General features: G+C 63.9%; 22 protein-coding genes. 11 read left to right on the top strand and 11 right to left on the bottom strand.

Annotation, left to right across the window (positions count from 1 at the left end):
* Nucleotides 1–12 precede the first annotated feature (12 nt).
* On the top strand, nucleotides 13–813 hold the full coding sequence (locus tag HDIA_RS07690) for an ATP synthase subunit B family protein (protein WP_162292619.1): 801 nt from the start codon (nucleotides 13–15) through the stop codon (nucleotides 811–813).
* Nucleotides 783–1,220: a hypothetical protein gene (locus tag HDIA_RS25245; protein ID WP_157775419.1), complete on the top strand. Its 438-nt coding sequence runs from the start codon at nucleotides 783–785 to the stop codon at nucleotides 1,218–1,220. Before HDIA_RS07690 ends, HDIA_RS25245 begins: the two co-directional genes overlap by 31 nt.
* A 92-nt stretch (nucleotides 1,221–1,312) precedes the next feature.
* Here the strand turns inward: HDIA_RS25245 and HDIA_RS07685 are convergent, their stop codons facing one another.
* Complete coding sequence (locus HDIA_RS07685; RefSeq protein ID WP_099555637.1) at nucleotides 1,313–1,927, bottom strand: short chain dehydrogenase; 615 nt, start codon at nucleotides 1,925–1,927, stop codon at nucleotides 1,313–1,315.
* 85 nt (nucleotides 1,928–2,012) lie between these two features.
* Between HDIA_RS07685 and queF the strand changes: the two genes are divergently transcribed.
* On the top strand, nucleotides 2,013–2,525 hold the full coding sequence (queF, locus tag HDIA_RS07680; protein WP_099558764.1) for a preQ(1) synthase: 513 nt from the start codon (nucleotides 2,013–2,015) through the stop codon (nucleotides 2,523–2,525).
* Here queF and HDIA_RS07675 read toward each other — a convergent pair.
* Nucleotides 2,507–3,424, bottom strand: coding sequence for a DMT family transporter (locus HDIA_RS07675; RefSeq protein WP_099555636.1), 918 nt, complete (start codon nucleotides 3,422–3,424; stop codon nucleotides 2,507–2,509). The genes queF and HDIA_RS07675 overlap by 19 nt on opposite strands.
* Nucleotides 3,425–3,532: 108 nt before the next feature.
* Here HDIA_RS07675 and HDIA_RS07670 point away from each other — a divergent pair, with 108 nt between their 5' ends.
* Complete coding sequence (locus HDIA_RS07670; RefSeq protein ID WP_245884195.1) at nucleotides 3,533–4,936, top strand: aminotransferase-like domain-containing protein; 1,404 nt, start codon at nucleotides 3,533–3,535, stop codon at nucleotides 4,934–4,936.
* A gap of 30 nt (nucleotides 4,937–4,966) precedes the next feature.
* Here the strand turns inward: HDIA_RS07670 and HDIA_RS07665 are convergent, their stop codons facing one another.
* From HDIA_RS07665 to HDIA_RS07630, 8 genes are all read right to left on the bottom strand, one after another.
* A complete protein-coding gene (locus HDIA_RS07665; RefSeq protein ID WP_099555635.1) occupies nucleotides 4,967–5,836 on the bottom strand; it encodes a VOC family protein in 870 nt (289 codons plus the stop codon).
* Nucleotides 5,837–5,968: 132 nt separating this feature from the next.
* Nucleotides 5,969–6,367: a GlcG/HbpS family heme-binding protein gene (locus HDIA_RS07660; RefSeq protein WP_099555634.1), complete on the bottom strand. Its 399-nt coding sequence runs from the start codon at nucleotides 6,365–6,367 to the stop codon at nucleotides 5,969–5,971.
* A 46-nt stretch (nucleotides 6,368–6,413) separates the two neighbouring features.
* Nucleotides 6,414–8,042, bottom strand: a complete 1,629-nt coding sequence (locus HDIA_RS07655; protein ID WP_099555633.1) for a CTP synthase — start codon at nucleotides 8,040–8,042, stop codon at nucleotides 6,414–6,416.
* A 197-nt stretch (nucleotides 8,043–8,239) separates the two neighbouring features.
* Entirely contained in the window at nucleotides 8,240–8,761 is a 522-nt protein-coding gene (gene secG / locus HDIA_RS07650) for a preprotein translocase subunit SecG (protein WP_099555632.1), read from the bottom strand.
* A gap of 244 nt (nucleotides 8,762–9,005) precedes the next feature.
* Nucleotides 9,006–9,770 carry a triose-phosphate isomerase gene (gene tpiA, locus HDIA_RS07645; RefSeq protein WP_099555631.1) on the bottom strand — a complete coding sequence of 255 codons (765 nt, stop codon included), beginning with the start codon at nucleotides 9,768–9,770 and terminating at the stop codon, nucleotides 9,006–9,008.
* Between the two features lie 214 nt (nucleotides 9,771–9,984).
* A complete protein-coding gene (locus tag HDIA_RS07640) occupies nucleotides 9,985–10,365 on the bottom strand; it encodes a DUF2304 domain-containing protein (RefSeq protein WP_099555630.1) in 381 nt (126 codons plus the stop codon).
* Between the two features lies 1 nt (nucleotide 10,366).
* Nucleotides 10,367–11,080: a glycosyltransferase family 2 protein gene (locus tag HDIA_RS07635; protein ID WP_099555629.1), complete on the bottom strand. Its 714-nt coding sequence runs from the start codon at nucleotides 11,078–11,080 to the stop codon at nucleotides 10,367–10,369.
* 1 nt (nucleotide 11,081) lies between these two features.
* Entirely contained in the window at nucleotides 11,082–12,521 is a 1,440-nt protein-coding gene (locus HDIA_RS07630; RefSeq protein ID WP_099555628.1) for a hypothetical protein, read from the bottom strand.
* A 114-nt stretch (nucleotides 12,522–12,635) separates the two neighbouring features.
* On the opposite strand from HDIA_RS07630, the gene HDIA_RS07625 reads away from it, so the two are divergent.
* From HDIA_RS07625 to HDIA_RS07600, 6 genes are all read left to right on the top strand, one after another.
* Nucleotides 12,636–13,055, top strand: a complete 420-nt coding sequence (locus HDIA_RS07625; RefSeq protein ID WP_099555627.1) for a GtrA family protein — start codon at nucleotides 12,636–12,638, stop codon at nucleotides 13,053–13,055.
* A gap of 266 nt (nucleotides 13,056–13,321) precedes the next feature.
* Nucleotides 13,322–15,214, top strand: coding sequence for a SurA N-terminal domain-containing protein (locus HDIA_RS07620; protein WP_099555626.1), 1,893 nt, complete (start codon nucleotides 13,322–13,324; stop codon nucleotides 15,212–15,214).
* A 73-nt stretch (nucleotides 15,215–15,287) separates the two neighbouring features.
* Nucleotides 15,288–16,301: an anthranilate phosphoribosyltransferase gene (gene trpD / locus HDIA_RS07615; protein WP_099555625.1), complete on the top strand. Its 1,014-nt coding sequence runs from the start codon at nucleotides 15,288–15,290 to the stop codon at nucleotides 16,299–16,301.
* Between the two features lie 3 nt (nucleotides 16,302–16,304).
* Nucleotides 16,305–17,117 carry an indole-3-glycerol phosphate synthase TrpC gene (gene trpC / locus HDIA_RS07610; protein ID WP_099555624.1) on the top strand — a complete coding sequence of 271 codons (813 nt, stop codon included), beginning with the start codon at nucleotides 16,305–16,307 and terminating at the stop codon, nucleotides 17,115–17,117.
* Nucleotides 17,114–17,608 carry a cyclic pyranopterin monophosphate synthase MoaC gene (gene moaC, locus HDIA_RS07605; RefSeq protein WP_099555623.1) on the top strand — a complete coding sequence of 165 codons (495 nt, stop codon included), beginning with the start codon at nucleotides 17,114–17,116 and terminating at the stop codon, nucleotides 17,606–17,608. Before trpC ends, moaC begins: the two co-directional genes overlap by 4 nt.
* Before the next feature lie 5 nt (nucleotides 17,609–17,613).
* Complete coding sequence (locus tag HDIA_RS07600; RefSeq protein ID WP_099555622.1) at nucleotides 17,614–18,810, top strand: molybdopterin molybdotransferase MoeA; 1,197 nt, start codon at nucleotides 17,614–17,616, stop codon at nucleotides 18,808–18,810.
* Here HDIA_RS07600 and HDIA_RS07595 read toward each other — a convergent pair.
* Entirely contained in the window at nucleotides 18,797–19,288 is a 492-nt protein-coding gene (locus HDIA_RS07595) for a VOC family protein (protein WP_099555621.1), read from the bottom strand. The two genes, HDIA_RS07600 and HDIA_RS07595, sit on opposite strands and share 14 nt — an antisense overlap.
* Nucleotides 19,289–19,526: 238 nt before the next feature.
* On the opposite strand from HDIA_RS07595, the gene HDIA_RS07590 reads away from it, so the two are divergent.
* A complete protein-coding gene (locus HDIA_RS07590) occupies nucleotides 19,527–19,979 on the top strand; it encodes a hypothetical protein (protein WP_157775417.1) in 453 nt (150 codons plus the stop codon).
* Nucleotides 19,980–20,332 lie beyond the last annotated feature (353 nt).

Below are 20,332 nucleotides of genomic sequence, written 5' to 3'. Positions count from 1 at the left end.
ATATGGAGCTAGATGATGGTAATACGAGCCCATTCACTCGCCCTAATATTGATATGCTCGGTCGCATTCATATCATCGGGAAATAGTGCCAGCGGGCAAATTGGCGCTGCTATTATCACCTTTGGTGCTGGTTCTGCTATAATAAACAGGGCTGGCGATGAGTTTCGCAAGTCAATTGACCATGCTCGTGCCGCTGCGTCATCGCTTCTAGACGATGCAAATGAGAAAGCGAAAGAGCGGTTGGCGCAGATCGATGAAATCGCGAACCGAACGATCTCTGACATGATCGGTAAAACGGAAGAGGCAGCAACGCGAATACTTGAGAATGCTACCAAGAAGGTCAACGACCTCGAAACGCAAATCATGACTGATGTAAAGCAGGTAATTTGGGAAGGAGAATGCGCCGGGAGGCGCTTGGTAATCGAAGACCTTGGCACAGCCTTGGGTGGCTTGGGGAGGTTAATCGGAACAAATCAGATCATCCTCACACCTCCAGTAAAAGTCCGCCAGACACCAAAATGGTATACTGGCTGCTTGTGGTGGTGTCGTGATCCATACGTCGTGGATGTAACTGAGCCGTTTGGCGAGACCTACAAGAAGGTCAGAGATTTAATGGAAGGAGCAATTGCTCCCGATCAGGTCACGGACGATACCCCCGCAGACAATCTGGTGGGGACATATGAGTACCTCAGCATCTTTGCTAAGAGGACATCTTGTTTCTACCCCGGAAGCGAAGAAAGATACAACAGAGCTTTCATCTACTACAGAGAGCAGGCAAGGAAATGGAACAATATCGTCAATGTAAAACTTTGACCATTATTGGGGCAACTCTTGCGATTGCTATTGCGGCCTCCATGGTGGACATGTTCAGCGAAGTACGCGCTCAAGCCCAAACGGAGTGTGTTACCGTTAAAGATTGTGCCCAGCAGATGGTAATTTTGGCAAATGCGTTGAAGGATGAAAACGCTGCACTTCTGAAGCGCGTGGTGGCCCTAGAGGCGGACTTGGCAAAGTATAAAACAGATGACGCAGCAGCACTTGAAGCACGTGTGGTAAAGCTGCGGACCGGATCAAACTCGAATGATTTCCCCGGAGGCAACGGAGAGTCTGGAGTGTGTCCTGGCGGCAAGTTCATGGTAGGAGCTCGATGGCAAAGCGACAGCGGAGGACCGCATGGCATCCTGTCTTGGTTTGGCCCAATCTGCCGAGACTTGCCATAGTTGCGATTGAGTGGTGCCAGCTTTCGACGCCCGCAACTCTGCCATGCAATGGAGCCGATGCTGCATGAAGTTGGCCATTTTCTGGAGCTCATTCACGTGTCCCGCGACCAGCCGATGCGATACACCCTGCCCGTCTGCGCGCCCTCGACGCTTTTGACATAGCCGAGGGCGGCCTCGGCGGCGGGGACGGCCTTGGTGCCCGGGAAGAACGGACCGTAGGCCGGAAGGGATTCCTCGATTACGGTGGGGCTGACGAGGTTGATGCGGATGCCGCGCGGCATGGCGATGGCCGCCGCCCGAACAAAACCTTCCAGCGCGCCGTTGACCATCGCGGCCGAGACGCCCGCCGGGATCGGGTCGTCGTTGAGAAGGCCGCTCGTCAGGGTGAAGGAGCCGCCGGCGCCGATGCGCTTCAGGCCCGCCATCACCAGACCCACCTGCCCCATCAGCTTGTTCTGAAGGCCAAGGTCATATTGCTCGGGCGTGAAGGCCTCGAAGGGGCCGAAGTGGACCTTGCCGGCGGTGCAGACCAGCGCGTCGAAGGCGCCGACATGCTCGAACAGGCTCTCGATGGCGTCCGGGTCGCCGATGTCGGCCCTGAAGTCGCCGCCGCTGCTGCCGACGCGAACGATCTCGTGGCGGGGGCTGAGCGCCGCGTCGACGGCCTTTCCGATGGTGCCCGAGGCACCGACAAGGATGATCTTCATGGGGATGGCTCCGGCGTGATCGGATCGAAATGAGCGAAGAGCCATTTGATAGCACGGCCGCTTGACATTCGTCGCCGGCCGATGGATGCCACGCCGTTCCCAATCCTCGTCGAGACATCACCTGGAGGTGCTACCGTTGACGACCCTTGATCCCGCGAGCGTCAAGCTCGGCAAACACACCGATATTCCGACCGAGCCGTCGGCCGACATCCTCGACCGGGTGCCCAATCCGCATCCCGACACGACGTATGTCGCGCGCTTCACGGCGCCGGAATTCACCTCGCTCTGCCCCGTTACCGGCCAGCCGGATTTCGCCCATCTCGTCATCGACTATGTGCCGAACGCGTGGCTGGTGGAATCCAAGAGCCTGAAGCTCTACCTCTTTTCCTTCCGCAACCACGGCGCCTTCCACGAGGGCTGCACGGTGGAGATCGGCAAGGCGCTCAACGACCTGCTCAAGCCGCACTGGCTGCGGATCGGCGGCTACTGGTATCCGCGCGGCGGCATTCCGATCGACGTCTTCTGGCAGTCCGGCCCGGTGCCGGAGGGCATCTGGCTGCCCGACCAGGGCGTGCCGACCTATCGCGGACGCGGCTGAACGAGCACGGGCGACGTCGGGGCCGGGGAAGCGGGCTGGCGCGCGGCGAACCTGCGCGCGCCGGCCACGCAGGCGATGACACCGGTCGTCACCAGCAGCATCGACGCGCTGACGGGTTCGCGCATCAGGCTTGCGGCAATCGCCAGGCCGAAAAACGGCTGCAATAGCTGCAACTGCCCGACCGAGGCGATGCCGCCGAGCGCGAGGCCCCTGTACCAGAAGATGAAGCCGATCAGCATGCTGAAGAGCGACACATAGGCAAGGCCCGCCCAGGCGGACAGGCCGACATCGTGAAAGGTCGGCGGACGGGTCAGGATCGCAAGGACGCCCATCGCGGGGGCGGCCAGCACCAGCGCCCAGCAGATGACCTGCCAGCCGCCGAGACGGCGCGCCAGCACGCCGCCCTGCGCATAGCCGAAGCCGCAGAGGACGACGGCGCCAAGCATCAGCAGGTCTCCCCGCGGCGAGGCCTCAAGGCCCGGCAGCGCGGCATAGCCGATGACGAGGCCGCTGCCGGTGAGCGCGAATAGCCAGAAGGCAAGGCCCGGCCGCTCGTTGCCCCGAAGGACCGCGAAGAGAGCGGTCGAGAGAGGCAGGAGCGCGATGAAGACGAGCGAATGCGCGGAGGTGATCTCCTGAAGCGCGAAGGCCGTCAGCAGCGGGAAGCCGGCCACCACACAGACGGCGACCGCGCCGAGCAGCATCAAATCCTCCCGGCGGGGCCGCTTCGCGCCGCAGACAAGCAGGATGAGCGCGGCCAGACTACCGGCGATCGCGCCGCGCGCGACCGTCAGGAAGACGGGATCGAAATCCGTCACAGCCAGCCGCGTTGCCGCCATCGAGCCGCTGAAGATCAGCATTCCGAGAAATCCGCTCAGCCATCCGTCCGTGTTGCGCATCGGTCCATCCTTTTCGAATGGGCGGATTCATCGCCTTTGCGGACTGGAATTGCCATGCACGGAGCAGTACAATTCAACAAAACTGTTATGGGTCTAGTGGCAATACAGATGGCGATGGACATCGAGACACCGACGGACGGCGGCACCCGGATCGAGGCCGTGATGGAGGCGATCCGCAGCCGGATCGCAGCGCGGAGCTTGGTCCCCGGCTCGCGGCTTCCCTCGATCCGGTCGCTGGCGAAATCGATGTCGCTGTCGTCGTCGACAGTCGTCGAAGCCTATGAGCGGCTCGCCGCCGAGGGGATCATCCGGTCGCGGCCGGGCTCGGGCTTCTATGTCACCGCGCCGGCCGTTCCGATGTCGATCGCGGATATCGGCCCACGGCTCGACCGCCAGATCGATCCGCTCTGGGTGTCGCGGCAATCGCTCGAGGCGGCGGACGAGATCCTGAAACCCGGATGCGGCTGGCTGCCGCCGTCGTGGATGCCGGACGAGGCCATCCGCCGGGCGCTGCGCACCCTGTCGCGCGGCGATATGGCAGCGCTTACGAACTACGAGACGCCGCTCGGCAATCCGCGCCTGCGCGAGCTTCTCGCCCGCCGCCTCGGGGACTATGGCGTCACCGCCTCGCCGGGCCAGTTCATCCTGACGGAGTCAGGCACGCAGGCGGTCGACCTTCTCTGCCGTTTCCTGTTGGAGCCGGGCGATACCGTTCTCATCGACGATCCGTGCTATTTCAATTTCCAGGCGCTGTTGCGCGCCCACCGGGTTCGCATGGTCGGCGTGCCCTATCTGGAAACGGGCCCGGACCTTGCGCGCTTCGAGGAGGTGCTGAAGACCGAGACGCCGCGCCTCTACATCACCAATTCCGGCGTCCACAACCCGACCGGAGCGACGCTTTCGCCGGTCGTCGCGCACCGCCTGCTGATGCTGGCGGCAGAACACGGCCTGACGATCATCGAGGACGACATCTTCGCCGACTTCGAGGACGTGCCCGCGCCACGGCTTGCGGCCTATGACGGCCTCGACCGCGTCCTCTCGGTCGGCAGCTTTTCCAAGACCCTCTCGGCCTCCTTCCGATGCGGCTTCATCGCCGCGCGCCGGGACTGGATCGACAGCCTCTGCGACCTCAAGATCGCAACGAGCTTCAGCAGCGGTCACCTCGGGGCCGAACTGGTCCTCGCCGTGCTGACGGACGGCCGCTACCGCAAGCATCTCCAGGACCTGCGCGTCCGTCTGGCGCGCGCGAGACAGGAAACGGCGGAGCGGCTCGGCGCCCTCGGCTTTCGCCCCGCGATCGTGCCGAGGGCGGGCATGTTCCTGTGGTGCGAACTGCCGGAGGGGCAGATGGCCGACCGGCTGGCGCAGGCCTGCCTTGCCGACGGGATCATTCTCGCGCCGGGAAACGCCTTCAGCCTGTCGCAATCGGCCAATCGGTTCATGCGGTTCAACGTCGCCCAGTCGGACGATCCGCGCCTCTTCGGATCGCTGCAAAAGGCGATGGCCGGATGATGCACAGGACGGACGCGCGTTGAAGCCAGGTCAGGACGCGGTGAAAAGCAGCGCCGTGCCGAAGGCGGCGGTTGGGGGAACGACGAGCGTCGAGCCGACCTGATCGTGGGGGATACTGGTGGCCGTCAGTCGCTCGCGCATTGCCGGCAAGTCCGGAGCCGCGAAGGCAGCGGCAACAAATCGTGGCTCGGCAAGATCGGGAGGAAGGACAGCCTTGCCGTAGACGGTGGCGACGGCCTCCGGTGACAGCAGCTGAATGCCCCCCCGCGCCGTCTCGATCCGGATGCCACCTGCCGGATCCGGCTTAGCCGTTTCTCCCGAGAACCCCTCGAAGAAGGTCTTCAGCGTTTCCGGCTCCGGGGCGGCCATGACGACGCCCGCAATGGCGCCGACGCCGTTGTCGTGGCTCTGATAGTCCCGGTTCCAGAAATTCTCCGGGAAATGCTGCTGGCAGGTGAAGAAGCCTGCCTCGGTGATCTGCGGCGTCGAGGCGAAGGTCAGCGAAAAGGCGACCGTGCGTGTCGAGCCGTCCGGCATGCGCCCGTCGCGCACGAAGCGGAAGGGCTGATAGGTGCGAAGACCCGCGGCATCAAAGGCCTTGCGATCCTCCTCCGCGCTGGCGCTTTCGAGCACCAGCATCGAAAAACCCTCGCGATGCTTCAGAAAATCGCGGTTGAAGCCGGCGAAGGAGAAGACGTCGTCATCAGCGTCGGGAATCGCGGATTCGTCGGCAACCGCCAGCAACTCCAGAAAGCAGCTGTCGAACTGCACGAGCGAGTTCATCGTGCCGAAGGGATGCCAGTTTACCGGGGTGACCGTGAAGCCGAGCTGCTGGTAGAAGCCCCTCGCCTTGCGGATGTCGCGCACCGGGAGAACCAGATGGTCTATGCCTCTGCCCATGCGCAGCCTTGTCCCTTGCTTGAAGGCGTCACCGCCTAGACGGCGGATTGCCGCCGACGAGCATTTCGGAAGGCCAATCCTTTACAGTGAAAAGACGATTTGTCGAGCCGGGAATACAACAATTCGGCCGGGTCAGAGACCCAGCGCCGCAATGCCGGCCGCGACGATCTCCTCGTCCTCGTGCGACTGGACGCCCGAGCAGCCGACCGCGCCGACGCACTCGCCCTTGACGATGATCGGCAGTCCGCCCTGGACGGTGATGCGCGGCAGCGCCGCCGTGCCCGGCCGATCCTTCACCATGTCCTCGGCGGCCTTGGTCGTGCGCCGGGTCACGGCGGCGGAACGGGCCTTTTCCACGGCGACGGAGGCGCTCATGGGGATGGCGCCGTCAAGACGCTCCAGATGCAGCGGGATGCCCGCCTCGTCGACGATGGCGATGGTCACGGCCCAGCCCTTCTCGCGCGCCTTTTCCTTGGCGGCAGCCATGATCAGGGCGCAATCGGAGGCTTCGAGAACGAGTTTCTGGCGCATGGACGTTCCCCTGAACAGAGAAGAAAAAGGCTTGCGGACCGCCGCGTCACACGAGACGCGAGCGCTCCACGGCCGCGCCGACGAAGCTCGCAAACAGCGGATGCGGCTCGAAGGGGCGCGACTTCAGCTCGGGATGATACTGGACGCCGATGAACCAGGGATGGTTCTCAAGTTCCACGGTCTCCGGCAGCACGCCGTCGGGCGAAAGACCGGCGAACTTCATGCCCTTGGCTTCCAGCCTATCGCGATAGTCGATGTTGACCTCGTAGCGATGGCGATGGCGCTCGGAAATGCGCGTGTCGCCGTAGATTGAGGCAATGCGGGAGCCTTCTTCAAGGCAAGCGTCATAGGCGCCAAGGCGCAGCGTGCCGCCAAGGTCGCCGCCGGCAATGCGCTTTTCCAGAAGATTGCCCTTCAGCCACTCGGTCATGATACCGACCACCGGCTCCTCGGTCGGGCCGAATTCGCTGGAACTCGCCTTCTCGACGCCGGCCAGATTGCGCGCGGCCTCGATGACCGCCATCTGCATGCCGAAGCAGATGCCGAAATAGGGTACGTCATGGCGGCGGGCATAGCCGGCGGCTGCGATCTTTCCTTCCGCCCCGCGCTCGCCGAAGCCGCCCGGCACGAGGATGCCGTTGACGTGCTCAAGATAGGGGGTCGGGTCTTCCTTCTCGAAGATCTCGCTCTCGATCCACTCGATGTTGACCTTGACCCGGTTGACGATGCCACCGTGGACCAGCGCCTCAATCAGAGACTTGTAGGCGTCCTTGAGGCCGGTGTACTTGCCGACGACCGCAATGGTCACCTCGCCTTCCGGATGGCGGATGTTCTTGGAAATGTCGCGCCACTTGTCGAGGTTCGGCGCCGGAGACCCCGTGAGGCCGAAGGCGGCGAGGACTTCCTCGTCGAAGCCTTCCTCGTGATAGGCGATCGGCACCTCGTAGATCGACTTGACGTCGAGGCCCGGAATGACGGCGCTTTCGCGGACATTGCAGAAGAGCGACAGCTTGCGGCGCTCGCCGGGCGGAATCGGGCGGTCGCAGCGCACCAGCAGGATGTCCGGCTGGATGCCGATGGACCGAAGCTCCTTGACCGAATGCTGCGTCGGCTTGGTCTTCAGCTCACCTGCGCTCGGGATATAGGGCATCAGCGTCAGGTGGATGTAGATGGCGTGCTGGCGCGGCAATTCGTTGCCGAGTTGGCGGATCGCCTCCAGGAAGGGCATCGCCTCGATGTCGCCGACCGTGCCGCCGATCTCGCAGAGGACGAAGTCGAAGTCCTCGTTGCCGTCGAGAACGAAGGCCTTGATGGCGTCGGTGACGTGCGGGATCACCTGCACCGTGCCGCCGAGATAGTCGCCCCGGCGCTCGCGGGTGATGATGTCCTGATAGATGCGCCCAGTGGTGATGTTGTCCTGCTTGTTGGCGGGACGGCCCGAGAAGCGCTCGTAGTGACCGAGGTCGAGGTCGGTCTCCGCGCCGTCGTCGGTGACGAAGACCTCGCCGTGCTGCGTCGGCGACATGGTTCCCGGATCGACGTTGAGATACGGGTCGAGCTTGCGCAGGCGGCATTTATAGCCGCGTGACTGCAGCAGCGCCGCCAAAGCCGCCGCTGCAAGACCCTTGCCGAGTGAGGAAACCACACCGCCGGTGATGAAGATATACCGCGCCATGGGCGATGAACCTATCCCTAGCCAGAACGATTCGGCAGTGCCTTTTCAGCACACACCACAAAAAGAGATTCGCCCCCGGGGCGGGTTGCCTCGAGGCGCGCGATCATGATCGATCGATGGAGACCGCCATTTTGCCGGCGGTCCGACTGGACGTATCGTCAAAAGGAAAGGAGCCGCGTCAGCGGCTCCCTTGTCTCTTACTGCGCCGCCGGCGTGTCGGTCGTTGCCGGAGGCTCGGTCACCGGAGCGTCGGACAGCGACGGCACGTCACCCGTCGAGGGCGCGGCCGCCGGAGCCTGCGCCGCTGGCGCGGCCGGAGCCTCGCTGGCGGGCACCTGCGCGCCTGGCTGCGGGGCGGCCGGCTGAGGCGCACCGGCAGGAGCCGGCGCCTTCATCTTGTTCAGCTGGTCGAGAATGCCGTTGCCGGAGCCGGAGGTGTCCGGAAGCGTGGACGACGAACCGGGGGCGACACTGTCGAGGATCGAACCGGACGAACCGGTGAGACGCGGCAGGACCGTCAGCGCGATCGAAGTCACGAAGAAGATCGCGGCGAGAATCGCCGTGGCACGCGTCAGCACGTTGGCCGATCCGCGGGACGTCATGAAACCGCCGCCGCCACCGCCGATCCCGAGCGCGCCGCCTTCGGAGCGCTGAATCAGGACCACGCCAACGAGCGCGACGATCACCATCAGGTGAATGACGAGAATTACCGTCTGCATGGAAGTTTGAATACCTTGTCTGAGCCGGCGGCGTTGTACACGATCGCTGCCAGCCTTTCCACCCCGCAGATAAGCTTTGTTCGCGCCGTTTCAACGCAAACCGGCAATTACCACCGATCATCCTGTCAGGCGGGCGCCGTCCGTTTACTTTCCTTGCCGTGTTCAGGGCCTCTCCACGGGTGTCATTCCTGGATGCGCATCCGAACGACGGCGGCCCGGAATCAGGCCCTGCGTCGCGGCTCCGTCAGGCGCCGCCCAGCCCTGCCACGATGCCGAGAAAGTCTGCGGCCTTGAGGCTCGCACCGCCGACGAGGGCGCCGTTGACATGCGGCACGGCGAGCAGTTCGGCCGCGTTACCGGGCTTTACCGACCCACCATAGAGGATGCGCATTACTGCCCCCTCCCCGCCGAAGCGCTTTTCCAGCGTCTCGCGAATGAAGCCGTGCACCTTGGCAACGTCCTCGGTCGTCGGCGTGCGGCCGGTGCCAATGGCCCAGACCGGCTCATAGGCGATGACGACCGTCGCGGCGGTGGACGTGTCCGGCAGCGATCCGGCAAGCTGGGTGCCGACGATATCGAGCGTCACGCCCCGGTCGCGCTCTTCCAGCGTCTCGCCGACGCAGACGATAGCGAGAAGGCCGGCACGCAGCGCGGCCTCCGCCTTGGCGCGCACGACCCCGTCGCTCTCGCCATGATCGGCGCGGCGCTCGGAGTGACCGACGATGACGCAGCCGGCACCGGCATCGAACAGCATCTCTGCCGCGATGTCGCCCGTGTGTGCGCCCGAGGCGTTGGCATGGCAATCCTGACCGCCGATCATGATGCCGCTGCCGATGGCGGCGGCGGCCGCCGGAAAAACCAGCGTCGCCGGCGGGCAAATGGCAAGGTCGACGCGGTGCCTCAAGGCCCCATCATACCCGTTAGCGACAGCGCCAATCTCGGCAAGCGCGGACTTCAGTCCGTTCATTTTCCAGTTGCCGGCAATCAGCGGCTTGATCGCTTGGGTCATTGTCGTCCTCTTCTTCGTGCGGCGTTTGGAGACGATAGTCTCCACGGAACCGGCACATAGCAGAAAAGACGGCAAAACGGAAAGACGGGCGCGATTCTCCCGAAGGCAATTGCGCCAGAGCCGCATCGATCGAGGCATGGACCCGGACAGGACACCATGAGGCTGCAGGACCGGCGATGGCCGCGCCGAGTGCCTGGCCCCCCCGGTCTTCCCGTCAGCTGTTCCGTGCGCCCCTGTCCTTGATGTCCTCGCCAGCCGTTCCGGACAGCGTCTGGTCGGGCCAGGCCGGCGACGTGACCGCGAGATGCCTGACAATCATCGTCAGGCGCTCCTGGGTCTGCTTCAGCCGGGCGAGCAGCCAGAAGCTGGCGAGCAGCGTGACCATCACGAAGCAATAGAGCAGCAGATCCGCGCCGCGGCCAATGCCGAGGAAATTGGCCAGTTCCGTCGTCAGGGACGGCCACCAGACAAACAGCGTCCCGGTCGCGCAAACGAGCAGCATCGCGTGCTTGACGATCCCCGTCCTGCCGCCGCGCAAGATCGCCGCGGCGAAGACGCAGACCATGACGAAGGTGAAAAGAACCTGGAAAATCATCTCAATCTCCCCCGACCAGCCTGCGCAGGAAGATGTCGAGCAGAATGCCGAAGCCGGAGAGATTGGACTGCCCCTTGGCCATCGAGTAGTCGGAATAGCGGATGGTCACCGGGGCCTCGCTCCAGGAAAGGCCATGCTTCTTGATCTGGTGCAGGATTTCGGAAGCGTGCGCCATGCCGTTCTGGCGAATCCGGATCGACGCTGCGGCATGACGCGACAGCAGCCGGAAGCCGTTGTGCGTGTCGGTCAGCTCCAGCCCCGTCATGGCATTGGTCAGCGCCGTCGCCATCCTCAGAAGGCGTTCCCGGCCCTTCTTCATTCCAATCGCCTTGCCGAGAAACCGGGACCCGAGGACGACGTCGCAGCCCTTCGTTCTTGCGACGTCCAGCATGACCGGGATGTCCGCCGCCTCATGCTGTCCGTCGGCATCGAAGGTGACGATGAAAGCTGCGCCTTGCGAGACAGCGAACTGAATGCCCGTCTGCAGGCCCGCCCCCTGCCCCATGTTGAAGATGTGGCGCAAGACGACGGCGCCGGCCTCGCGGGCAATCGCACTGGTACCGTCGGACGAGCCGTCGTCGACGACGACAACGGTCAGCGGCAGGTCGAGTTCGCGCAGGGAGCCGACGACCCCTGCGATCGACCGCGCCTCGTTGAGTGCCGCAACGACCACGTAGACGGATGTGTCAGCCGCTTGGGCCGCGGTCTTTTCCATTTCAGCGCACCGCTTCCGATCCAGACGTCATGCCCTGATCCTCTTTGGCCGCAGGCCGGCCTGCCGATACCCGATGTTCCAGAACGAGCCTTGCCATTGACGTCAGGACGCACAACCAGGCCAGCCAGCTGATCTTGACGTGATAGCGGGCATAGGCGCCGACGAGGCCGCCCTGGACGATCACGAAAAGGGCGATCACAACGAAGACCGCCAGACAGATCACGCCGAGCTGCCGATTGGCACGGACGAGAGAATATACCAGCATCGCCAGCAACAACACATAGCTGGCGTAAGTGCTGACTTCGTAGAAGACGGCCGGAAATTTAGTGAGCTTGCCTGTCTGCTGACGTGCCGTCTCGTATTCGGCGACAACGCCCGGGTAGAATTTCGCAATGACGGTGTGGACCGTGTCGTCCTGCGGCAGTTGAACCAGCTCCCCCGTGCCCTGCCCGGTCGTATCCAGTGTCGTCATCTTGAAGAGGCTGAAAACATCACCCGCGACGAGCTTCAGGACCTGAGGCCACCGGTTCCAGACGATCTGCCGGTTGAGGCCCTTGAACTCTCCCTTGGGGTCGACCCATGCATTCGTCCGCATCGCCAGCGTGTCCGGCGCGTTGTTCCACAAGAAGCCCTGCCATTCGTGGATCCGGTCCAACTCGTCCAGATAGGCGCAGATTGGCCGAGGCTCCTGCGGGCAGCTTTCGTGCAGATAGTCCTGCGCGATGCCCGCGTCGGTCAGTTTTGCAAAGAACAGGGCGGCTCCCCCGTCGTTCAGCGCCTGATGGCCGTAAAGAAGCCGATTGGCCGACAATGTTCCCACCATCGTCAGAACGACAAGCGCGGCGACCGTACCGTAGTGCCGCAACCGGTCTGGCGGTCCGCGGAAAGCCCGCAGGATGAGACAGGTCACCGCGAAAGCGGCCATGACGAGGAGATTCGCGGTCGAGACGACCACCGAGAAGCAGGCAATCAGAAACAGAATGAGCCACGTTCGCGCAGGCATGTTTGCTTCGCCCAGCAAGAGCACCATCACCGCCGCAGCTCCGATGCCGGCGTAGACGTCGGGCATGAGCCAACCCGCAAGCCACGCGAACTGAGTGAGGACGACAACGGCGAATGCGATCAATGCGGCAAGCGCCGAATTGCGGCTCGCGGCAAAGGCACCGACAAACTCGCGGATGACGTAGAACCCGATGCCAAGCTGGAAGACCGGCACCATGTAAAGGGACGTCAGCTTTCCGATCGTCCATGCCAGAAAAGAATAAAATGGCGGATATACACGGGAGAGATTGTCCCACCGCGAGACATAGTTCCAAGTGTCATGAAAAACGAACGGAAACCCGTTGTAGATCACCGGAGCAAAGGCGGCGAGGCCAACGAAAGCCCAAACCCATGGCATCGGGCCGTCAAGTTGCCGGATCGACGCCTTGGTTAAATTCATCGAGCAAAATCCTGCATATAAAGCCAGAAAATATCGTATGAATTACGTCGATAATTTTGAAAGTTGCAAGTTGTTTGATCTTCTCGCGAATTCGATATCGGTGATTTGAGCCAAATGGGTAAATTCTCCGGCCTTTCGCTCCAAAGACATGCTGTCATCCTGACGCAGGCCCTCCGCTATGCGATCGTCGGCGGCGGCGCGACGGTCGTCCATGTCGCCGTTTATTATGTCGCCAGCGCGAGCGGTCTCCTCGTTCCGCTCGTCGCCAATTTCCTCGGCTATCTCAGCGGCGTTGCCGTCAGCTACATCGGGCACAGCAACTGGAGCTTTGCCGGTCATGGCCGTCGCGACAACCATCTGCGCAACGGCAGCCGCTTCATTCTCGTTTCATTGAGCGGCCTTGCCCTCAACAGCTTCTGGGTCTGGCTCGTTACGGACTACCTTGCCGCGCCTTTGTGGCTACCGATCCCTCTCATCGTCTGCGTGACACCAGCGGTGCTCTTCGTCCTGATGCGGTGGCTGGTGTTTTCCTGAGGGCCCTGGGTGATCGCCTTCAGCACCGGGCATGCGACATCACTTTGGATCGATTATGGCGCACCCGCCCAGGCCGGCATCCCCGGCGGCGCCATCGGCGCCAATGCATTGCTTGCCTCGCCCCGGTCGTCCCCTTATGATCCGCGCCCGTTCGCCAGGGCCCAGATTCAGGAGGGTCTTGCGGGCAGCTGTTCGCGCGGGCCCGCAAGGTGAGGCCGGCGCGAACCGGGAAGAAGAACGACTGACCGACCGGGACACCCCTCTTCATGCTTGATGCCCTGCGCCGCGGCGCCAATACCTTCGTCGCCAAGATCCTTCTCGGCCTGCTCGTGGCAAGTTTCGGCGTCTGGGGCATTTCGGGCTCGCTGAACTTCTTCCAGTCCGACGCGGTGGCGACCGTCGGCGGCGAGCCGGTGAACGTCATCGAGTTCCAGCGGACCTACGAGCGCGAGGTGCGGGGCATCTCGAACCAGATCGGGCAGCCGATCTCGTCCCAGCAGGCGGCCGCCTTCGGCCTTCCCCAGCGCGTGCTCGGCCAGATAATCTCCGAGGCGGCGCTGAGCCGCTCGGCACAGGACTTCGGCGTCGGCATCTCCGACACGACGCTCGCCAACGAGATCGCGAACGACAAGACGCTGCAGCGCGACGACAAGTTCGACCGTGCCTTCTTCCAGCAGCTTCTGCGCAACAACGGCTTGACCGAAAACCAGTATGTGGCCGACCGCCGCAACATCGAGTTGCGCAAGCAGGTGATCGACGGCCTCTTCGGCGGCATGACCCCGCCGAAGTCGCTGGTCGAGGCGATCGCCAGCTACCGCTCGGAAGTGCGCGACGTCGACTATGTCAAGATCGACAAGGACACGATCGGCACCATCGCCGACCCGGCGGACGAGGACCTCAAGACCTATTTCGAGGCCCACAAGGACACCTACAAAGCGCCGGAATACCGCACCGTCGAGGTCATGACCCTGACGCCGGAGGTCATCGCCGACCCGGCGGCGGTCTCCGAAGACGACGTCAAGGCGGAATACGAGCGCAACCAGAGCGCCTATGGCGCGCCGGAAACGCGCAACGTCCATCAGATCCTGTTCCCGAACGAAGAGGACGCCAAGGCGGCCAAGGCGAAGATCGACGGCGGCGCCAGCTTTGCCGACATCGTCAAGGATCGCGGCATGACCGATGCCGACGCGGACCTCGGCACCATCACGAAAGACAAGATCATCGACCCGGCCGTCGCCGACGCGGCCTTCTCGCTGACCGATGGCAAGGTCAGCGATCCGATCAAGACGCAGTTCGGTTCCGTCCTCGTCATGGTTTCGAAGATCAATCCGCCCTCGATCAAGCCGCTTGCCGACGTGGAAGCCGATATCCGCAAGGACCTTGCCGAGCGTCTGGCCGAGCGCAATGTCCTCGACATGCACGACAGCATCGAGGATGCGCTCGCCGGCGGATCGACGCTGAAGGAGGTCGCGGAGCGCTTCAAGCTGAAGACCGAGACCATCGCCGACGTCGATGCGCAGGGACGTGGTACCGACGGACAGGCCATGACCGGCCTGCCGGCGGCGAAGGACTTCCTCTCCGAGGCCTTCCAGTCGGACATCGGCGTCGAGAACGCGCCGCTTCAGATCGGCCGCTACGGCTATACATGGTACGAGATCGCCAAGGTCACGCCGGCCCGCGACCGCACGCTCGACGAGGTTCACGACAAGGTTTTGGCCGACTGGCGCTCCGAAGAGACAGCCAAGCGGATCGATGCCAAGGCGAGCGACCTCTTCAAGGAGGTCAAGGACGGCAAGAGCCTTGCCGACGTGGCCGCGGCGGCGGACCTGACCGTCGAGACGTCCGAGAAATTCACCCGGGGAACCAAGAGCCCCTCCATCGGCAAGGATGCCGTGGAAGCGGCCTTCGGCGGCCCCGAGGGATTTGCGGCGATGTCGGCCGGCCCCGACGGCTCGTCGCGTCTGGTGATGACCGTCAAGGACGTCGTACCGGTGCCCTATTTCGCCGAATCGGCCGAGGCGATCGACATTGCCAGCAAGCTTTCGGACGAAATGCAGAACGGGCTCCTGTCGGCCTATCTCGACCATCTGCAGACCAAACTCGGCGTCGACATCAACCAGACGCTGCTGCAGTCGGCCATCGGCCTTGGCGGCAGTTGACAATCGTGAAACGATAAGGCGATCAGCCCGCCCTGACGCCCGAGACGAGACCATCACCGGAGCCCCTTTCTCCATGCCCGAGTTCAAGCCCCTGATCGGCAAGGTCGCGGCCGGCACGCCGCTGAGCGAAGACGAGGCCCGTGCCGCCTTCGAGATCATGATGTCCGGCGAGGCGACCCCGAGCCAGATCGGTGGCTTCCTGATGGCCCTGCGCGTGCGCGGCGAAACCGTGGAGGAAATCTCCGGCGCCGTTTCGGTGATGCGCGCCAAGATGCTCAAGGTCGACGCACCGGACGATGCCATCGACATCGTGGGGACCGGGGGCGATGCCTCCGGCAGCGTCAACATCTCCACGGCATCGGCAATTGTCGCGGCCGGTGCCGGCGTTCATGTCGCCAAGCATGGCAACCGTGCCCTGTCGTCCCGGTCGGGGGCCGCAGACGTGCTGGCCGCGCTCGGGATCAATCTGGAGATCGGCCCGGAAACAATCGCCGACTGCGTCCGGCAGGCGGGCGTCGGGTTCATGTTCGCGCCGGCGCACCATGCCGCGATGAAGTTCGTCGGCCCGAGCCGGGTCGAACTCGGCACCCGCACGATCTTCAACCTCCTCGGGCCGCTCGCCAATCCGGCCGGCGTGAAACGCCAGCTTCTCGGCGTCTTCGCCGCCGAGTGGGTGGAGCCGCTCGCCCATGTTCTGGCACGGCTCGGAACCGAGAAGGCCTGGGTCGCGCACGGGTCCGACGGGCTTGACGAGATCACCGTCACCGGCCCGACCACCGTCGCGGAACTGTCCGGCGGCACGGTCCGGACCTTCGAGATCAGCCCGGCGGATGTCGGGCTCGACACCCATCCGGCCAATGCTCTCAAGGGCGGCACGGCGGAAGAAAACGCCGCGGCCTTGCGCGGCGTGCTTTCCGGCCACAAAAATGCATATCGTGACGCGGTCCTGATGAATGCCGGCGCCGGCATATTCATTGCAGGACAGGCGGCAAGTTTCGGCGACGGCGTGATCCGCGCCGCGCAGGCCATCGACAGCGGCGCAGCCGCCGGTGCGCTGGAGAAGCTTGTTGCCGTTTCCAATGGTTGAGAGATGACCGACATTCTGAAAAAGATCGAGGCGTACAAGCGCGTCGAGATCGAGAAGGCGATGGCGGACCTGCCGCTCGCCGAGGTCAAGGCGCGCTCGCGGGATGCCGATCCTGTGCGCGGCTTCGCCGATGCGCTGCAATCGAAGCGCACGGCCGGCAAATACGGCCTTATTGCCGAGATCAAGAAGGCCAGCCCCTCCAGGGGGCTAATCCGGGAGGACTTCGATCCGCCGGAACTGGCACGTGCCTATGCGAGCGGCGGGGCGGCCTGCCTCTCGGTCCTCACCGATACGCCCTCTTTCCAGGGCGCGCCGGAGTTCCTGACGGCCGCACGCGCAGCCTGCGCCCTGCCGGCGCTGCGCAAGGACTTCATGTTCTCGGCCTATCAGGTCTACGAGGCGCGAAGCTGGGGCGCGGACGCCATCCTGGTGATCATGGCCGCCGTCGACGACGATCTGGCGCGCGAACTGGAAGACACCGCCTTCGAACTGGGCATGGACGTCCTTCTGGAAGTCCACGACGAGAGGGAAATGGAGCGGGCCCTGCAGCTCGCCTCCCCGCTTGTCGGCATCAACAACCGCAACCTGCGGACCTTCGAGGTCTCGCTTCAGACCAGCGAGGTTCTTGCCGACATGGTGCCGGACGACCGGCTGCTCGTCGGCGAATCCGGCATCTTCACGCTGTCCGACATCGAACGGCTGGCGAAGTCCAACATCAACACCTTCCTCGTCGGCGAGAGCCTCATGCGCCAGGAGGACGTGACCACGGCAACGCGCGCCCTGCTCGGGCTCGATCGCCTGAAGGCAACCGGATGAGCGATCCGCAGGAGAAGCGCCTCACCCATCTCGACGAGACCGGCAAGGCGGTGATGGTGGACGTGACGGAAAAGGACGTCACGGACCGCATCGCCGTCTGCGAGGGTGCCGTCACCATGGAGCCCGAAACGCTGGCGATGATCGTTGCCGGACAGGCGAAAAAGGGCGACGTGATCGCGACCGCGCGCCTTGCCGGCATCATGGCCGCCAAGCGCACACACGAACTCATTCCGCTCTGCCATCCGCTGGCGCTCACCAAGGTCGCCGTCGACATCGAAGCGGACGAGAGCCTGCCGGGCCTCAAGGTGACGGCCATGGCGCGTGTCGCCAGCCGCACCGGCGTCGAGATGGAGGCGCTGACGGCGGTTTCAGTCGCCTGCCTCACCATCTACGACATGGCCAAGGCCGTGGACCGGGGCATGACCATTTCCGGTATCCGCCTCATCGAGAAATCCGGCGGCAAATCCGGCGATTATCGCGCGAAGGATTAGAAGCGATGGCCCTCATGCCGGTGAAGGATGCACGACAACGGCTTCTTGCCGGCGTGGCACCGGCCGAGGTGGAGACGGTCCTGCTGGACCAGGCCACCGGGCGCACGCTCGCCACCGACCTTGCCGCGAAACGCTCTCAGCCCCCCTTCCCCGCCTCGGCCATGGACGGCTATGCGGTTCGCGCGGCCGATCTGACGGACCTGTCCGCCACGCTCACCGTCATCGGCGAAGCGTCGGCTGGACACGGCTTTACCGGCTCGCTCGGCCCCTTGCAGGCGGTCCGCATCTTCACCGGCGCGCCGATGCCCGACGGCGCCGACACGGTGCTGATCCAGGAGAATGCCGAGCGGCAGGGCGACAAGGTCGTCGCGCTTCAGGGCGAGCCCAAGGGGCGCTTCGTTCGCCCGCTCGGCCTCGACTTCCTCGAAGGCGAGGTTCTGCTGAAGGCCGGCCGGCTCCTCGACGAGCGCGCCCTGTCGCTGGCCGCCGCCATGAACCACGCCAGTGTTCCGGCAAGGCGCAAGCCGAAGATCGCCATTCTGGCGACAGGCGACGAACTCGTGGCGCCCGGTAAGGAACCGGGCAGCGACCAGATCGTCGCCTCCAATGCCATCGGCCTTGCGGCGATCGTCCGAATGGCCGGCGGCGAGCCGGTCGATCTCGGCATCGCGCCCGACGATCTTCCCGAAATCCGTCGTCGCATCGGCTGGGCGAGTGACGCCGACGTCGTCACGCTGCTCGGCGGCGCCTCGGTCGGCGAGCATGATTTCACCCAGCAGGCGCTGGTGGCGGAAGGCTTCGAGCTCGATTTCTGGAAGATCGCGATGCGGCCCGGCAAGCCGCTGATGTCCGGCCGCATGGACGGGCGGGTCGCGCTCGGCCTGCCCGGCAATCCCGTTGCCTCTCTGGTCTGCGCACGCCTCTTCCTGCTGCCGCTGATCAAGACGCTGCTCGGGCAAGCCGACGTGGAACCGGAAAGCGAGGCCGCGATCCTCGGCGCTGACCTTGCGGCCAACGACCAGCGCGAGGATTATCTGCGGGCGCGCCTGGAACGGCGAGGCGACGCGTGGATCGCCAAGCCCTTCGAGACGCAGGATTCCTCCATGCTCGCTCTGATGTCCGCCGCCGACTGCCTCGTCATCCGTGAGGCGCACGCCCCTGCGGCCAAGGCCGGAGACGTCTGCCGGATCATTCGGTTCTGACGGTCTGGCCCTCTTCGGCATGCAGCGTGCGCCATTGCGACAACGGCATGCGCCGCAAGTCCGGACGCGGCGCTTGCTCCAGCATCGCGATATATTCCAACTGGTGGCCGTCCGGGTCGTCGAAATAGACGCTTGCCGCCGGCATCCAGGTGAGAACGTCCGGTTCGTCGATCTCGCGCCCGAAGGAGACGGGAGTGAGGCCGGCCGCGCGCAGAGCTTCGACGGAGTGCTCCACATCCTCAAGGTCGAGCCGGAAGGCCACATGCGAGCGGATGCTCACCGGCGCCGTTCCGACGCCCCAGAGGCCCAGCATCCCCTCACCTTCCCGAGGCACCCAGAAAAAGGCAACGTTGCGCGCACTCACGATATGCGCCAGCGGCAGCCCCATGACGTCGCGGTAAAAGGCAATCGACCGATCAAGGTCCTGCACTGTCAGATGGGCTTCGAAAAGGGCGCGAACGGGCGGAAGCTGCGTCATGGGGGTCTCGTTGTCATTGGGAGGCTCGTTGCCCCAGACCGGGGCAATGCGTTCGGCGCGGCGATCATGGACCGCCCACGGGCATGCCGCACCATAGCGCCGCCGACCGTTCTGGCAAGACGGCTAGGCAAGATGGCGGCCGCATCGTGCCGGAGCGGGCCACACGTGGACGGGCGTTCAACTTTTATTGATTCATCATTCAATTACTTTGTGCGAGCCCGTGATCCGCCGATAAACAGTGGCTTCGACAATTGCATTGTCGCCGTTTTTTGCCCGCTTGCCGCATAGCCATGCAGCTATCGCATTGCAGCAAATATTTTTACTGAATGGTCAATCAATAAATCATCTGCTATGTATTATTCCAGATTGGATGATGCAGGATGGACCAGTGAAATACGCAATCGACGTCAGAGCCTATTGCTATGATCCCGATGCCCTTCGGCAGGCCGCCCTGAATCAGGGCGAGCGCAGCGGCATCGCGAGAGATGTCTACAACCGCGCCCGGACGACTGCGCGCGATCCCGTCGCCTTTGACCTCAAGGCTCTGCTGGTCATGCTCGACCCGATGAAGGGGTGTGAGCTGACCGTCAACTGTGTCAAGCGATTCGAAGAACTCGCCAACGACGAACGCCGTCGGGACAAGTCCGAGATAGCACCTGTCAACGATGACACGACGTCCGGGACCTGCTGACTGCTCCCGTCCATCCGGCCCTTGCCGCATGGACCCATGATGATCTCCGGCTCTACCGGACTAGACTTTCCGACCTTTTGAGCGTTCAAGACGTCGGAGCGGCAATTTCCGTCAAGGACCGAAAGCCGCATCTGCTCCCTTTCAGGCGCTCGGCGCCTTCCTCCTTCCCCTTCCCCAAGACAGAATGGCCCTTTCAGGCGGCCAGCGTGCGCGCGTCAGCCGACTGCGCGCCGATCCGGGCCATGGCGCCTTTCTGTCGCGTGGCCTGAACACGCCAGGTCCTGCCGACGAGCCGCGTCCTTGAATAGAGGCCATCGTCGACAATTGCGGCCCCGCCAGAGGAAGCCGCCGGT

Source organism: Hartmannibacter diazotrophicus (assembly GCF_900231165.1).
In the GTDB taxonomy this organism is placed as follows: Bacteria; Pseudomonadota; Alphaproteobacteria; order Rhizobiales; family Pleomorphomonadaceae; genus Hartmannibacter; species Hartmannibacter diazotrophicus.
This window is presented reverse-complemented; position numbering and strand designations above follow the sequence as displayed.